Consider the following 16,258-nt stretch of genomic DNA (forward strand, 5'->3'; position numbering starts at 1 on the left):
TTTTCGGTTTTTCCATGTAATTCTCCAAAATCAATGACCATGGAACTCCCGCGTGGCACTTAGTGGCTACACATACTCCGTTTACGACTTGTGCTTCACCTCCAAAAATCTCGGCAAACCTTTTACACTGTGGACTTATACAATACCGAATAGCTAATAAGATAGAGTTCCCCGAATCAAAAAAAGCTGCAGTTGTTACTACTTAGGACCCTGCGAGGATTCAGAAGGTTTACTTGTGAAGGTTAGGGGATCGCACTACCGTAATCCAAACCCTCCCCCACCCGAACTTCAGGTAACCTACGTCCTAACGGACCGCATAGCTCCTATTTCCTCATTTCTGCGCTGGTTTGGAATGTAACGGACCGCATAGCCTCTATATCGGCAAAACAGGCCTTACCTAGTGGGTTTCGGCTTGAATAGGGGCTCCTGAGTCCGTTAGAGCTGCAAAACAGCCTTTTTACAGCAAATAGAGGCTCCTGAGTCCGCAATAGTCTGAAAGTTAAACGCTGGTTACTGGCGACGGCCTTCATTTGTTATGCTTAGCCTCCTTGTCGCGCGGTGTGGTAGGACAGGCTCGGACGAGTAACACATGGAACACAAGGGGGCTCTAAGTAGTAACCTGCAGCTAAACTAATCCTCAATTAGTTTTAAGATCCACTTACTTTAGTGTAATCAAAAATACGTCGGATGCCTTGCCAAAAAATCCAACATATCCGTTCACCGGAAGCTTAGCTGTGTTCTTCCCGCTAACGGTTGAAAAGCTTACACATGTATTATTTTCGTCATAGACTGCAAAACTGGTGTTTGTAGGTAAATTAACTGTTATTGTTTTGTTGGCTGCCTTGTCGTTAATCTGATACCAACGGGCAAATCCATTGGCCTGTATGGTAGTTGAGGATGTCTTGCCTTCATACATGGACGGAAGATCGGCTTTATTAATAAAAGTCATATTATACATTTTGAGATACTCTGCATTGTTTTCTTTATAAAATTTCAAATCCGTCGTATCCCTGCCCGAGGCTACGGGAATTTGTACTGCGTTTACGGCATTGTTTTCATCAAGAATCTTACTTCCGGCAACATACCCGTTTTTTACGTCAATCAATAATTTACTCGGTACCAAAGGAACAAACAGTGCTTCTGAGCTTGGTCTTTCCGTAAGCAGCAAATAGTCTTTGCCGACTCGCTCTGTCCATGCATCTGACACCGCCTTGTTCAACTGAACCGGCTCTACTTTTTGAGAATCATAAAACGTAAGGCTGCTTTGATCTAGCCCTGGAAAGTTTAAATAAGCGCTGGCCTTGATATAGGTAATTCCGTTGTTCTGCTGCTCAAAACTTAATGTAACCGTACCGTCTTCACTCTTGAAGTGGTCGTCCCCCACATACACATACTTCTGTGCTGGAATGTACCCTCCCAATAATACAGGCATATCGATTTCTCCATCTTTGATCTCAATCTCCTTAGGACTATCCGCTGCAGCCGCATAGACACCATTGTATTGGTTCAAGCTTTCCGGCATTTGAACTTTTACAGGAGGAGTGAATGTCTTGTCCGGCTTAATTTCTTTGATAATCCCTTTTTCTTTGAGGTATTCCTTCAAAATCCCGGTTCCCAGCATGCTGTTAAAAACAGACGAGCCGCCTGAAGAGGCCACCGCTACAGAAATATTATATTCTGGAAGTACAATCATAGCGGCTTTATATAAAACCGAGTCTCCTCCTTTAAACGCTGCTTGGATATTGTAATCCCCAAACGGATACAAATTTACGCTATCCCAGCCAAGTCCATAAGCAAAAAAGTTCTGATCGCCGTCGGATGGCCAAAGCCCATTTTTGTATTCTTCATTTAACATGGCTTTTGCCGACTTCTCGGACAGTAAATCTGTTTTACCCATTAATACTTCTGCCATTTTGGTCATATCTTCGGCTGTTGAATAAATGCCTCCCGTTCCAACCGCGCTTATAGCGTCCGTTGGCAACGCCCCCTCAAAGTTCGGCAGATAGGTTCTGGCAAGGGCTGTCCGGTCAAACTCATCCATAGGCGTTTTCGTATGTTGAAGACCTAAAGGCTCACTGATGTTTTTTTCGATAAATTCGGAATAGCTCATGCCGCTTAATCGCGCTACCAAAATTTCAAGCAGCGTGAAGCCATCGTTGGTGTAAACGGAAAATTCACCGGGATTGGCTTTCAAGGTCTGGGTTCGAAGACTGGCAAGTACATCTTCCTGTAAGTCCGGGTTGACATCGTCGAATAAAAAGGTGTTCCCGTAGCTGGTGCCATTAATACCTGATGAGTGATTTAACAACATTCGAGGTGTAATCTGCTTGTAACGTTCATCAGCCATTTTAAAATCTGCAACATAGGTTACAAAAGGCTCATCTAAATTCAGTTTACCACGGTCAACCCACATCATCACGGCTGCGGCAGCATACATTTTGCTAACCGAACCGATCCCATACATGGTATCTTTGGTAATCGGTCGGTCGCTATCTTTAGCGTAAACACCCTTACTTCCTGATAAAATGATTTCTCCATTATCCATAAGTGCATATTGTACGCTCGTCTCACCATATTGAGTGACCAAAGTATTGGCAATTTCATCTGCCTTCTTTTGCAACGGACGGTTCGGCTCCTTCGCAAATGCAATGGAAGAGGTTAGCATTATGCTGCTGGCCAATAAGACCGAAAATATTTTCTTCATGAAATTCCCCACCCCTCGTTGTACAAACATCCGACGCTTGAACCATATCGGTATGTTAGTCTTGTAGCATACTATAATACCACTCCAATAAAATGTCAACACACATAAAACCATGCCAAAATCCTGAAGCCAATAAGCATGGTGGTCATACTCATGGCATCTCGACAAATAAAAAAGGCTCCACCAAGGGGAGCGCATAGGATGATGTTATATAAAAAATGTCCTGAGCGCGCTGAATTCGCCCAAGACATGAAGAAGCTGGCAAGCCCCTTAAAATATAGAGCGTTTTGCCGTAAACCACCATCCGCCAGCCAGAAGTACACAAGAAATCAAGAAGGTTAGCCCCAAACCAGCCAGTAGCGAATCATTGAAGAGCAACACCATTAATCCGTTGGCTAATTTGTGCCGGAGTGGCGCAATCGATGTAAAGATCGGAATGGCAGCAATGATAATCACCCAGATGATCCACCCTATGATATGGCGCATTCCCGAGAATAAAAGACTTAACAGTGACAAGAGAAGCAAGTATGCTCCAAATTGGTAAATCAGCATGCCGGCTATGCCGAATTGACTCCAGCCGAAAATCTCAAGAATATTATATGTAGTTTCGTAGCTGCGGATAAAAGAAACTTCCAACTCAAACCATACCGTATTGAGTACCGCAAAAAAAGCAGCACAAACTATATACACCCACAATATTCCGTAGTAATAATCCTTGCGGGTTGCCCCTAAATTAACAACCCTTCTGAAAAGCTGTGCTGGCAAAATACTGCCGACGAAAATCAAAAACACGGTAAGAATATTCGCGGCGGAGACCTGCGAGTTCTCGCCGGGGCCTATGGACAGGCTTACGATTATGTTTGCCAGAACACTTACAGCAACAACGCCTAGAATAACGTAGAGATACAGCTTGAGTTGCAGAAAGGATGCTCTCAGTATGACAGTTAACTTATTCAATCCGCCGACCTCCTTCGACCAGATACGAGAAAAACTTCTGAAGCGTAAGCCCTTCGATCGTGAGGCTCAGCTTATTTGCCTGTACTCGGTCTTTATCCCCAAGTGCGCCATAAAGTGCCGAAAGAGTGCCTTTCCCGTAGATTTCGTTATAGATTACTAGTTTGTCACTAGTAAATTGTTTTACGGCTTCAGAACTGCCCGTAAGTACATGGGAATATTCGCGGATATGGTCCACGTCGTCATGCAGCAAGATCGTGCCAGCGTCCATAATGTAGACACTTTCAACAACTTTAGCTATCTCGTCAATTAGATGGGTCGACAGTACAATCGTTCGTGGATAATTCGCATAATCCTCGACTAGAATTCTATAAAACTTCTCCCGGATCAATACGTCAAGTCCAAGCATGGGTTCGTCATAAATGGTTAACCGAGCCCGGCTTGCGAGACCAATAATATTACCGACAAGGGACTCCATCCCTCTGGACAGCTGACGGATTTTCTTACTGGGATTAAGCTTGAAGGTGTTTAGCAGGTCTTTTGCAAAAGGCCAATCCCAATGGGGATGAAATGCCGAAGCAAACTGCAGAATCTCAATAACTCTGGCCCCTCTCCAGTACAGATTATTCTCCCTAATATAACAGGTCTCCGGTGGCAGCTCGCCCCGCTCCAAATGCGAACCCGAAACTTCAATCAGACCGGAGGTAGGGAAAATGCCTCCAGTTATCATGTTAAGCAGCGTGGTTTTTCCGGCTCCATTGCGGCCCAACAGTCCGTATATCGTGTTTTCCTCCAGTGTCATATTCAAATGGCGAACAGCCTCGTTTTTACCATAGCTTTTGGTCAGGCCCGAGCATTCAAGAATCACACTCACTTTCGGTCAGCCCCTTTCCGTTCTTTAATCATCTCAATAACATCCTCATTGGTCATTCCCAGCTTTTCCCCCTCTTCGAGCAATTTCAAAACCATCTCATCATAAAATCGGATTCGTCTTTTGCCCATTATAGTTTGCTTGGCACCTTGGGCAACATACATACCCAGCCCTCTTTTCTTGTATAGAATTCCCTCGCTCACAAGCAACCCGATTCCTTTCACAGCGGTAGCCGGATTGATTTGAAAGGTGCTTGCAAATTGCGCCATTGAGATAATCTGATCATCTTCCTGGTACGTTCCATTCAGAATGTCATCCTCAATCATTTCGGCAATTTGTTGAAATATGGGCTGACTTGAGTCAAAATTTGTTTTCATTCAATCACCCTATCGGTATGTTGGTATTGCAACACACTATAATGCTGCTCCAAGGAAGTGTCAACCCCTAATGAAAAACAAAAAAGACACTCCTGCTAAAGGAAGTGCCCTGTTACTTAGATGAAGGGAATTCGGCGATTCTTTGCTGTATGTTCATCGATCAGACCCGTACATGCCGCCCCGATACATCGTAGAATTAGTTGAGGAACAATTAAATAAACAAAACGGAGAGTCCTATTATTAGGACTCTCCGTTTTGTTTAACAGTAATTTCATATAACGTTTGGTTATTCATAATGTCCGTTAGGCGATATAATTACCTTCTTCGAAATACTCTCAAATCTATTCATCAATCTTTATATCAAACTTATATTCTAAAGTCATTGATGCATCTATATTCATCACAGCTTCTCGACTTGTTCAAAATCTTCTTCGGATAGATGCTCTTTGAGCATTTGTAAGGATTCAGTGATTTTCAGATTAATCTTCTGGAATTCCGATCATTTGGCTTAACTAACTCATTCGGGCGCAACTTTCCATAATAAAAATCCTCCAATATGATTCATTAGGCCTCCCTTCGCAGACTAAAACCTTTCCACGTATAAATTTTATGCGAAAACCGCATAAATATCAATATGCATTTTTCGCATAAAGTAAACTTGGCTTGGGTGATGAGCATGTATAAAAGAATCCGCGACTTACGCGAAGACAAAGACCTGACGCAACAACAAATGGCTGAGCTTTTACATATCACACAAGCCACTTATTCCCGCTATGAGAATGGAAATTTGGATGTCCCGAGCGCCGTTTTAATTACTCTAGCCAGTTTCCATAAAGTAAGCATCGACTATATTCTAGGTCAGACAGACAACCCTAAGCGCTATCCGGGCAAAAAAGAATAATACGCAGCAACAACAAGCTCGTGTGACGAACCACATGAGCTTGTTTGTCAGTTAACCAAAAAGTTTGTCACTTTGATAGGTAATATCCAAAAATAATAATAAAGAAGCCTAACCTTCTGCCTCCTCCGTCTACTCAGCATCCTCATACCGAGAATGACAAACCTATCTTGATGGCTGAGGATTTGTTGTTCTTTGCCACATTATTGTTAATACCAGAATTTGATATCTGTTGATACTCATATTTAACATCGAGTGATTGTGCAGTTTTATTTATGGATATTATAAAAGTTCAAAACACTAGAAAAATAAGCGGAAGCTAAAATTTCACTGTTAATTGCTTGTATATCCAATACAAAATTGATTATTTTGTTTCTTATCTCACTAAAAAAATCATTTTTATGTATTTTAACATTTGAAAATGAATCGTATGGTGCATCTTTTAGAAGAAACTTGTCGGTACAAATCAAACTTTCTAAGGGTACTATCTCATATTTCAATTCATTTAATACCAGGTTATCATTATCGGCTTGTATTTCTAACCACGTCCAAGGATTTTCAACATATTTTAATGCTACATAATCGGATGATTTCAGAGTATTATACACATCAACGAGTAGTTTGAAATGGGTAAGTATCAGTTCAGAATATGTCTTCTTAGCTGATAACGGCATATTTTGAGTTGGATAAGGGAATAGCTCTTGACCATCAATAACTATGGTAAATAGACCGTAGATCTGATGCCATTCTTTATCGAAAGTAGGTACATCGATCGTTTTTAATTCCTCCACATCATCTTCAAATAACTCGTACTTAATCTCGAATATAGGAGACTCATTCAAAATTTTCTTCACCTTCCTTATGAATAAAAATGATATGCTTTCAATATCTATTGCTTCAAATTTATAGCCTCGAGCTTCTAGCTCATTATAAAATTCAGTGTTTATATCATCGTTATACTCGAATATTCCGGTTCTTTGATATGTGTACGCGTCGGAAGCAACTGATAACATCTCTTCCAATTGGGGTGCAAATACATCTTCTTGCAAATGATCTTCAGATAAATATTCTGCTAGAAATTCAGGGTTCTTTATTACCTGGATGAAAGCTCCTCCCTTTTGCTCCTTATTACGCAATAGCTACTATCAGACTAGTTAGAAGCAGCAACAAAGATACCGGTGCCCATATTCTTCTCTCCCAAACACTTCTTGTAATGAGATTCAAGATTGTAGCAATCACTGAAAAGGCAACAACAAACCAAATAGCTACATTAACAAATTCAAACCAACCAGGAAGTATATTCCCCGATTTGCTCAACACAATTAGCGCCAAGAAAGTTAACACAACAATCTGAATCAAGCAAGCTACACGCATTGGAGCTGGATACTTCCCGGGAAACTTCCCACCCATCGCATACTTTCCCCACGGCATGCCTACAGCTAGTCCTGCTTGAAAAAGAATTACAATAGCCATCAAGATTGAAAATACTATTGATGAGATGAATAAGAACATTATCTCGTTCCTCACTTCCATATTATACTGAAAGAGCTTTTTCCTTTTTGGTTCTGTCCAGTTCTGAATGCTTAAATACACGCGATCATCCCGAAGATCGCAGCGTACATCGTATAATCACGAATATAGTCCATGACCAGCCTCCCATTCAATAATCCCGGCATTGTTGTAAAATCCACCCAACTGTAACACGGCATGTGTAGGAAAGTCTACGGTTTCAAAGCTTCCCAATGCAAAAAACGGCGCTTGCCCATGAACAGGCCCGTGCCGTTTTGAACAAAACTGCCGTTCGACGGATTATTGCATGCCTTGCATAATTGCATTAATAATGCCTTGCTGGGTTATGGCGTTGTTTGTACGGTTAAACAAAGCGAAGCCATGCTGGCCGTTATAGCCGTTGTCCCAATAGATCGGCACTGCTTTGTATTTTTTGGCCATTGCCGTTACCGCTTTGGCATAAGCAGCACGATACACGTTATTGCTTGAATCATAGGCAGTCTTGTCAATCGAACCGAATTCACCGATCACCACAGGGTAACCTTGGGCAACAAACTTATTATACATAGATTGGAACTGCGAATTCAGATAATCCTCTTGCCCCCAGGTCGATTTCTTGGCAGGATTCGTTGCAGAGGCCCCCCATTGTGTAATCGTTCCTGATTCCTCACCCGCAAAATCCCAGGGGGAATAGTAGTGTGCGGAGATCATGATTCTTTTTTCCGAACCGGGAATTGTAGAGGATCTATACGTATCGGTTGGAAGAACAAAGCCGTAATTGCCAGCGGTGTAGTCGATATTTGTATTCCAACCCGGAATCAGCAGCCATCTTGCACTATTGTTGCCGCTGGTCTGTCTGACCGTATCCACGAAGATTTGATTGTATGCATTAAGGTTCGCATAGTAAGCAGCATTCGGATTACCATAAGTGCCGTCAAAAACTTCGTTCATCGACTCAAAGATAAGCCGCTCGTCATAGTTGACAAACTTGTTGGAAATCTGCTGCCATACACGCTGAACCTTCTGTTTAATGGCAGTCTGGTTGCCGCTATTCACCAGAAGCCACCCGCCTTGGACAGAATTGTAGCCATCCCCGTGAATGTTAATGACGACATACAAGCCTTCATTGTAGGCATAGTCAACGACCGTTTTCACTCGATTCAGCCATGCAGCATTCACCGTATAATCGGAGGCGCTTCCAATGTTATTTAAATAAGATACCGGGATACGAATCGTTTTGAAACCCGCCGCTTTCACCTTTTTGATTAGTTCCGGAGTAACCATGGGGTTGCCCCACGCTGTCTCGCTTGGCGTACCATTTGACGTTGCTTCAAGCTGATTGCCCAAATTCCATCCGGCTCCCATTTCGCCAACAATTTGTGAAGCTTGCAATGATCTGAAATCCGATGTAATAGGGGTTGCCGCAGATGCCCGGGCGCTCCATCCGGTAAAGACAACAGATGCCAGCAATACAAGAGCTACACTGTAAACCCCGCATTTTTTCATTTTGCCTACCATGTCAGAACCTCCGCTTATTATAGTAATTGCGCAAAATTCAAACGGTTACATTGAACCGGACGTTGTTGACCACACGAAGACCCGAATGCCCTCCCTTCCGCATCTCATAACCTCTCAACGAAGGAAATAACCGTTCGCTATTCCCAGAATAACATATATATGGGAAAACAAGTACACCTATAATGGTTTTACTTTCTTAATAGCATGTTGAACAATAAATAAGACTGCCTCTAGGAGACAGCCTTGTTTATTCTGTTGATTTGCCACAACCATGTATTCCTTCGATATTAATGAATTTTGTTATCATTTCACACCTCTTTCGTTATCTTCAATTTTCTAATGTCCCGAACCCGAGAGGCTTATCCTTGATATGTCCATAGTTCTGCATTAAGGGATTTATTCAGCGATGGACTCTTTATGCTTCCCAAACCACAGTGCAGATGCGTTCAATTTCATCCGCCGTAGGTTTTCTTAAATAGCCATTTTTATGTAAGAGCCAAAGAATAGTAATAAATGGACTAAATCCTGATAATAAATGGTTACGTTCGTTATCATCCACAAATGTTGGTGTTTCTTTACTCATTGTACTAATGTATTGATTGAATGTTTTTTCTATTTCTTTTTTATTTAATATTTCATCCGAACATGCTTGCAATATGCGATTAACGGCTTGCATCTGTGTTTCAGTAAGATATGGGATTAATATTTTAAGATATTTGTCTGAATGTGAAACATAGCCTTTTCTTATGAGATTAGAGATGATTTCTTTGTCATAGCTATTCGGGACTTCACCATTCACGATAATCTCATGCACTCGCTTTAGTTGAGAGAGTTCAGTGGGACCAAAATGGCGATGACCTCCCAAGAATCCCAGATCAAACTGTAGTGCATGCATTTTATCGGCAACTGGCAGTTTTATTCCGTTACCCCCTCCCTGCAAACAAAATTCACGAAGCTCCGCTGAAATATCGGGAGCGTCTTCAAGAATATCGCTCATACGAACACTTGCACATGCCCAATGCTTGCTTCCGTCTTTACGCTTCGGAGAAGCGTGCTGAAGACCTTTAGCCTGTATAATATCACTGTCTATTTTCTGAATCGTTCGTAATATCACAATAGGCATAAATTGCCACATCAAGAAATCATCATCAAAATCAGTAAAATTAAAAACAGTTGATTTGATTCTCTTCAACGCTACCGCGGTAATCTGATAGAACTGTTCTGCCATTGGCAATGTGTTTTCAAGGTGAAATCTTCTTTCGGTTATTTGATATCTAGCATCAGGAATAAAAAAATTTGTCTGATACTTGCTTTTGTACACTATTTTCAAATAATCCAGATAAAGCAGCTTATCTATTTTATCTTCAAGATAAACTGCCGCCACACCGAGAGTTCTTGCGATTTCTTCCAAGCTTAGTGCCTTGCCATGACAAATCCAGCAAATATTTTGCATCAGTACATCCGAATGCAATCCACATGGATCATCATTTTCTCCCCACCCATTTCGCCCTGTACAAAGCCGTACAGGTTTGTAAATTCCATTTTCCGTTGTCATCTTAATTCGCTCCTTCAAATCCATTTTGGCTTGACTTAAATGCCACCTGACGGTTGAAGCAGGAATACTGAGAATATTGGATATTTCTTTACCGCTTTTGTTCTCATAGTAATACATGACTGTAATGTCTCTTTTCGTTTTACTGAGATACATGATCTCCTGTCGTAGCTTCTCAGATAGCTCTTTTTGAATGAGGCCCTCTTCAATATTATCATCGCTTTCCATGTATTCAAAAGCACTTGCGTTGTTCAATGCTTCCCACCCGGGCTTACTCTTCCGCAAATACTTCGACCATGAATAACAACAAATTCGATAAATGTATGCGTCCATGTTTTCTATACTCTTATCCGCAATGGTCCCATCACAGAGCGCAACGATAATTTCCTGCGATAAATCTTCGGCGTTGTGATAATCATTTGTTTTCAAATATGCAAATCCAAATATCCTTTTTGCGTATTCTTTAATTAGCGTTTCAGTAAAATCCATATTCTCACCTGCCTTTTTGAGTACTCACCATATAAGTACCGCCAGAAATGGTTTTGTTGGAGAGGTTTCAGATTTTTATTTTCTTCCTCTGCACCTACTTCTCTAACTGTTTCATGACCAGACAATGAACGACCGAACATAACTTTCCTGCAGTGCCTTCTGTCTGCTGGCCATCTATATTCTTTCTCCCAACACCTCAATCATCATCAAAGCCCCCATCCGAAAGCCATCAGTGTAAGCGGCAGCCGAATACATAGAAGTCGTTTGCCCTAATAAATCAATTAACTTTTCTAACTGATCATACTCTTCCGCTGAAAGCTTCTTGTGATAGGATTCAATTGTCTTTGAAATCTTCTCGTTCAGTAACTTGTATTCTGGATTGACGGGATGAATGCGTTCGTCGGGACGAATATTTCCATAAAAAAGCTTCTCCAAAAGGCTGCCCATGGGTTAAGTCCCCTCCTATTTCATCATACTAATTATATTTTAGCGATTATATCGCTAAAAATCAATAGCGGTCTGATCGCTAAAGTATGATGAACATTGAGGTGGTTACCATGTATAAGAGGATTAAAAACCTTCGTGAAGATAAGGATATGTCACAAGCTCAGGTTGCAGAATATCTCGGTTGTAGTCAGCGAATCTATAGTAATTATGAGCGTGGAGAAGTAAATATCCCCGTAGTCATTTTGATCAAACTTGCTGATTTGCACCAGACAAGTACTGACTATCTGTTAAACAGAACAAATCTTAAAAATCCTTATCCCCAAAATTAGAGTATCATAAGCCGCAAAAGCTCCTTCAGCACTATGCTGTAGGAGCTTTTGTCATTTCCTCGAAAATCCTATTTGCTGCGGCCAGACAGTTAGTCCATAACTGATACTTATCGCAGCAGCAAAATAAACAAATCTGACTACACTTCCGCAAAAACAACCCGCAAGAAGGCTACTTCTCTCAAAGCTTCCTTCCTACGGGTCACCGTGCAAACCAGCCCTATTCCAGGCCGTTTAGAACACCTTCGTCGTCCACGATTCGCAGTTCCACGTTTCGGTCACGATATCGCGGTAAAATTCGGGTTTATGGGAAATCAGCAAAATGCTGGATTCTGTACATGATAACGGCAGCTTCCGCTCTAGTAGCATTTATTCTGGGGGTGAGGGTATCTCCGTTTCCGTTGACAATACCTTCCTTCACCATGAAAGCAACGCCTTCCACTGCATATGACGCTATATCCGATTTGTCACTGAATTTCTGGATATCCGCGGCTCCCTGCGGTGTCCAAAGTGAAGGCAAATGAGCTAAATGTTTAAACTCCTCTCTCAGTCGTTTAGATGTGACTCCTTTAATTTTTGCCATAATATCAGCAGGACTAAATGTCGGCAAAGCATTCAAAAATAGATGTGCGTGATCTTGATCTGTTTCGATTGCGATAATCTCTATTTTCAAATCATTACAAACATCTTAAATCTACTTTCAACATCAAATTTAAGAAAGATTTTCTTTCGATATTGTGGACAAAAAACAAAGTGATAATTGATTAGCGATACGGTTGTGTTGGTTCTTCTATAATTATCCATACATTAATTGTATCAGTTTATGTTTAAAACTGAAACATGATAACCAAAAAATGTTGGAATTAACGTGTCTTAGAACACGCCTGTTCCAATCTCGCTATCATCCCACACCTAAAGGAGTGGGCTTTCTCGCTCAAAAAAATTCTGTAAGTCTCCCCTAAAATGATTTAATATTAAATTTTCAATTAAAAACCGTCTTACTTGTCTTTTCAGATGTATAAGACGGTTTTGAGCCTTTTCTGGTATTACTATTTACTTTTTAAGATAGGCTGCTTTATACTCTTCCATCAATTGTTCCCCACCGTTGTTTTTCCACCTCTCGACTTCCGCACTCCAACCGGCTTCATCGATTTTGCCCATGATAAACTTGGTTTCCGCGTCTGTGATTATTTGCTCCAGCTCGCTGCCGCGCTCAGTGAATGTAACCGAGATCAGCGTAAGAGCAGGATTGGCCACTGCGTACTTATCATTCTCCGCAACCACTTTATTGTTCTTCACGAACAGATCGGTTTGCTTCATCCGTTTATCCATGTTGTAAGTCTCTCCGCGTTGGAGCAGCGTGTCGCGGTAAGGCTTCACTTCTTTGGCATCCGCGTCCTTATCAAGCGGAAGGGTATAGTCGCCTTCGACTTTATAATGTTTGCCTTCAACACCCTTATTGATCAGATTGACCATCTCTTTGTCCAGCAGCTTGTCAAGGAACGTTAGAATTTTTTTCACTTCCGCTTCGGTTTTGACCGAGGACTTCGGAATAGCCAATATTCCGGCATTGCCACTTTCAGCAGGGACCCGGGTTCCTGCTGGCCCTTCCAAAGAAGCAACGTCTATAACTGCCGTGGGTATGACCTTCACGAGATTTGTCTGCATGGATTGGGCGTTGCCTCCGGAGATCCGCATAGCGACACGGCCTGCTTCATAAGCTTTATCAATGGTAAGCGCATCGGTTACTGCAAAATCCTGATTGATCAACTGTTCATCATACAGCCGTTTGAACAGCTTCATGGTGTTAAAAAACTCATCCGTCATAAATTCCGGAGTGAAGTTGCCTTCATTGTCCACTTTCCATTTATTCGGCCCCCCCTGGGACACGCTGATACGCGTCAGAGCCGAAGCTACTCCCTGGTTGTAGTTCTTATCCAACATAAGTCCGTAAGTGTCCTTCTTCCCGTTTTTATCCGGGTCCTCGTCGGCTACAACTTTAAGAACGTTATACCATTCATCCAGCGTTTTCGGCACCGTCAGTTGGGTTTGGTCAAACCAATCCTTGCGATAATGAAGGGCCGCACGGCCGATGTTCCGGTAGACAGGTATTCCATACAGCTTGCCATCCACCTTAATGTTGTCATAGTAGGTCTGGGACTGGGCTACAAGGTTCTTGTATTCCTTGAGATACGGTCCGATCTCCCAGAATACATCCGACTGCATCGCACTGATGATGGTCGGTACATAGCTGACTTTGATGAGCTTGGGTAGTTCTCCAGAGGCGATCATTACGTTAATCTTCTCGTCATAGCCCGAAGTCGGAATCCATTGAAAGCTCAAATTGGTGTTGGTATACTTCGTAATGGCCTGCTCCATAGGATTTCCTTTGGCAGGTACTTCGCCGGCCTGATGGATGGCGATGGAAAGATCAAGAGGCGTATTATCCTCTGTTGTTGCCTGGGTGCTGGCACCCGGGCTAGCAGTACTTGCGGTCTGCTCGCTGTTGGAGCCGCATGCTGACAGTACGGTGGCCAACATTACGCTGCTTATAATTAATGCCGTTTTTTTCTTCATTTTTCTACCCCTCCGGTTTGATAATATAGTCTATGGTAGATCCATACACTCTACTGATGTTTATAGGCCCGTATGGATGTTCATAGCGTGTAGCAGAGCTATAATCAGGGTCAGCCTTTGACCGATCCCAGCATAACCCCTTTGGCAAAATGCTTCTGAAGAAACGGATAAACCAGTAAAATAGGGACAGTAGCAAATACGATCACTGCCATTCGGATCGTAAGTGGCTGGATTTCCGTATTGTCAATGGAAGTGTCACCAATGCTGCTCTGGGATAAGATGACAATCTGACGGAGCAGAACCTGAATCGGATACAACCGGCTATCGTTTATATAAAGAATGGCGTTAAAGAACTGGTTCCAATGCCCGACCGCATAGAACAATCCAAAAGTAGCCATGGCCGGCAGTGAAAGAGGGAGAACAATTCTGAACAACACACCTACATCGTTGCAGCCGTCAATCCGTGCTGAATCCTCCAAACCGTCAGGAATCTGTTGAAAGAAGTTTTTGAGCACAATCAGATTGAATGCGCTGATGGCATTCGGAATCATTAGGGACCACAAGCTATTCGTCAGATGCATAGCTTTGACAACAAAATAGGTGGGAATCATTCCTCCACCGAAGAGCATCGTGAACAATACAGCGAGTAGAATCCCCTGTCGGCCTCTCAAATGGGTTCTGGCCAATGGATAAGCCATCAGCGAGGTGAATAACAAATTGATGAAGGTTCCCAATACCGTGATGTAGATGGATACCAGCATGCTTCTGAACAGCGTATCTGTCGAGAAAATATACCGGTATGAGGCAAGCGACCATTCCTTCGGCCACAGAATTAATCCACCCTTGGCGACTTCCGCAGGGCTTGTGAATGAAACCGCCAATACATATACAAAGGGCAATACGCAAATCAGTGCGATCAACATCAACAAGGTGTAGTTAATGCAATCGAAAATCCGGTTACCGGTGCTTTTATCTTGAGGCATAGTTAATCCTCCTCCCTTCTTCCTTATATTGCGGGCATCAATAGATGCCTTCCTCTCCAAACCTCTTGGCAAGCCAGTTGGAACCCAATACCAACACCAAACCGATTGTTGATTTGAAGAGACCAACTGCTGCACTGTAGCTGTATTGGGCCTGGGTCATCCCTTTGGTATACACGTAGGTGTCGAACACTTCGCCCACTTCACGGTTTGTCGGAGTAAGCATGAGGAAGATGTGCTCGAAGCCGGAATCCAAGAAATTGCCCAAGCGCAGAATAAACAGGATGACAATGGTGCTGCGTATGGCAGGAAGCGTGATATGCCACAGCTGGCGCCAACGACTGGCACCATCAATCCTCGCCGCTTCATATTGCTGCAGATCCACGCCTGCCAAAGCAGCCATGAAGATCACCGTTCCCCAACCGATTTCTTTCCAGATGGATTGGGAGATGATCATAGTCCGGAACCATTCCGCTTCCAGCAGGAAGGCAATTTTTTTGCCCGTGATCTGGTACAGAAGCTCGTTTAGAATTCCATTCTCCGTCGTCAGCAGCATATAGAAGATCCCTACAACCACAACCCAGGAAACGAAGTGGGGAATGTAAATCAACGTTTGTACGAAATTCTTGAACTTGGAACGCCGCACCTCATTCATCATGAGGGACAGGATGATAGGCATGGGAAAGAAGAAAGCCAGGTTGTATACGGCTAAGATAACAGTATTGCGGAACAGCATACCAAATTGCGGCTCCGAGAAAAATCTTTCGAAATGCTTGAATCCCACCCATGGACTACCTAGAAAACCGGTGTAGGGTTTGTAATCCATGAAAGCCATTGTCACCCCGTACATGGGCACGTATTTGAAGATAATAAAATAGATAACACCCGGTAGCAGCATCAGATACAACCACTTGTCCCGGATGATATCACGCAGCAGGGTAGCAAGCTTGCCCTTACGGGCTTGTATGTTGGGTAATCCTGTAGAAGTAGCCATATCTTGCTTCATCTTCGTAACCTCCTCTGTTTTCACTTGGTTTCTGGCTTCTACAGTAATTC

The 16,258-nt window shown here is 42.6% G+C and carries 15 protein-coding genes and 1 pseudogene; 2 read left to right on the plus strand and 14 right to left on the minus strand.

Features of this window, described 5'->3' with window-relative positions; all coding sequences use genetic code 11:
* Window positions 1-658: 658 nt before the first annotated feature.
* From B9T62_RS17220 to B9T62_RS17235, 4 genes are all read right to left on the minus strand, one after another.
* Window positions 659-2,704 (minus strand): serine hydrolase domain-containing protein, encoded by a 2,046-nt coding sequence (locus B9T62_RS17220; protein WP_087916394.1) that lies wholly within the window; start codon window positions 2,702-2,704, stop codon window positions 659-661.
* A 270-nt stretch (window positions 2,705-2,974) separates the two neighbouring features.
* Window positions 2,975-3,661, minus strand: coding sequence for a hypothetical protein (locus tag B9T62_RS17225; RefSeq protein ID WP_087916395.1), 687 nt, complete (start codon window positions 3,659-3,661; stop codon window positions 2,975-2,977).
* Window positions 3,654-4,532, minus strand: coding sequence for an ATP-binding cassette domain-containing protein (locus B9T62_RS17230; RefSeq protein WP_087916396.1), 879 nt, complete (start codon window positions 4,530-4,532; stop codon window positions 3,654-3,656). The genes B9T62_RS17225 and B9T62_RS17230 overlap by 8 nt, the downstream gene beginning before the upstream one ends.
* Window positions 4,529-4,906 carry a GntR family transcriptional regulator gene (locus B9T62_RS17235; RefSeq protein WP_087916397.1) on the minus strand — a complete coding sequence of 126 codons (378 nt, stop codon included), beginning with the start codon at window positions 4,904-4,906 and terminating at the stop codon, window positions 4,529-4,531. The genes B9T62_RS17230 and B9T62_RS17235 overlap by 4 nt, the downstream gene beginning before the upstream one ends.
* Window positions 4,907-5,582: 676 nt before the next feature.
* On the opposite strand from B9T62_RS17235, the gene B9T62_RS17240 reads away from it, so the two are divergent.
* Complete coding sequence (locus tag B9T62_RS17240) at window positions 5,583-5,807, plus strand: helix-turn-helix domain-containing protein (protein ID WP_245864482.1); 225 nt, start codon at window positions 5,583-5,585, stop codon at window positions 5,805-5,807.
* 266 nt (window positions 5,808-6,073) lie between these two features.
* On the opposite strand, the gene B9T62_RS17245 is transcribed toward B9T62_RS17240, so the two are convergent.
* The 5 genes from B9T62_RS17245 to B9T62_RS17265 form a co-directional block, all read right to left on the minus strand.
* Window positions 6,074-6,940 carry a DUF4240 domain-containing protein gene (locus B9T62_RS17245; protein WP_087916399.1) on the minus strand — a complete coding sequence of 289 codons (867 nt, stop codon included), beginning with the start codon at window positions 6,938-6,940 and terminating at the stop codon, window positions 6,074-6,076.
* A complete protein-coding gene (locus B9T62_RS17250) occupies window positions 6,933-7,316 on the minus strand; it encodes a hypothetical protein (protein ID WP_087920307.1) in 384 nt (127 codons plus the stop codon). Before B9T62_RS17250 ends, B9T62_RS17245 begins: the two co-directional genes overlap by 8 nt.
* Before the next feature lie 297 nt (window positions 7,317-7,613).
* On the minus strand, window positions 7,614-8,831 hold the full coding sequence (locus B9T62_RS17255) for a glycoside hydrolase family 5 protein (protein ID WP_087916400.1): 1,218 nt from the start codon (window positions 8,829-8,831) through the stop codon (window positions 7,614-7,616).
* A gap of 415 nt (window positions 8,832-9,246) precedes the next feature.
* Window positions 9,247-10,872: an RNA polymerase sigma factor gene (locus tag B9T62_RS17260; RefSeq protein WP_087916401.1), complete on the minus strand. Its 1,626-nt coding sequence runs from the start codon at window positions 10,870-10,872 to the stop codon at window positions 9,247-9,249.
* Window positions 10,873-11,046: 174 nt separating this feature from the next.
* Window positions 11,047-11,319: a DUF6809 family protein gene (locus tag B9T62_RS17265; RefSeq protein WP_087916402.1), complete on the minus strand. Its 273-nt coding sequence runs from the start codon at window positions 11,317-11,319 to the stop codon at window positions 11,047-11,049.
* Between the two features lie 110 nt (window positions 11,320-11,429).
* On the opposite strand from B9T62_RS17265, the gene B9T62_RS17270 reads away from it, so the two are divergent.
* A complete protein-coding gene (locus B9T62_RS17270; protein WP_087916403.1) occupies window positions 11,430-11,648 on the plus strand; it encodes a helix-turn-helix domain-containing protein in 219 nt (72 codons plus the stop codon).
* A gap of 301 nt (window positions 11,649-11,949) precedes the next feature.
* Here B9T62_RS17270 and B9T62_RS41810 read toward each other — a convergent pair whose 3' ends face one another.
* From B9T62_RS41810 to B9T62_RS17290, 5 genes and pseudogenes are all read right to left on the minus strand, one after another.
* A complete protein-coding gene (locus B9T62_RS41810; RefSeq protein ID WP_245864617.1) occupies window positions 11,950-12,069 on the minus strand; it encodes an S-layer homology domain-containing protein in 120 nt (39 codons plus the stop codon).
* Between the two features lie 78 nt (window positions 12,070-12,147).
* Window positions 12,148-12,449 (minus strand): annotated as a pseudogene (gene tnpA, locus B9T62_RS17275) (IS200/IS605 family transposase); the annotation flags it as partial.
* 249 nt (window positions 12,450-12,698) lie between these two features.
* Complete coding sequence (locus B9T62_RS17280) at window positions 12,699-14,222, minus strand: extracellular solute-binding protein (RefSeq protein WP_087916404.1); 1,524 nt, start codon at window positions 14,220-14,222, stop codon at window positions 12,699-12,701.
* 110 nt (window positions 14,223-14,332) lie between these two features.
* Window positions 14,333-15,205 (minus strand): carbohydrate ABC transporter permease, encoded by an 873-nt coding sequence (locus tag B9T62_RS17285; RefSeq protein WP_087916405.1) that lies wholly within the window; start codon window positions 15,203-15,205, stop codon window positions 14,333-14,335.
* Between the two features lie 37 nt (window positions 15,206-15,242).
* The gene (locus B9T62_RS17290; RefSeq protein WP_245864619.1) at window positions 15,243-16,196 is read right to left on the minus strand and encodes an ABC transporter permease; all 954 of its coding nucleotides are present in this window, start codon (window positions 16,194-16,196) and stop codon (window positions 15,243-15,245) included.
* Between the last annotated feature and the right edge of the window lie 62 nt (window positions 16,197-16,258).

The sequence above is a fragment of the Paenibacillus donghaensis genome (assembly GCF_002192415.1).
In the GTDB taxonomy this organism is placed as follows: Bacteria; Bacillota; Bacilli; order Paenibacillales; family Paenibacillaceae; genus Paenibacillus_AQ; species Paenibacillus_AQ donghaensis.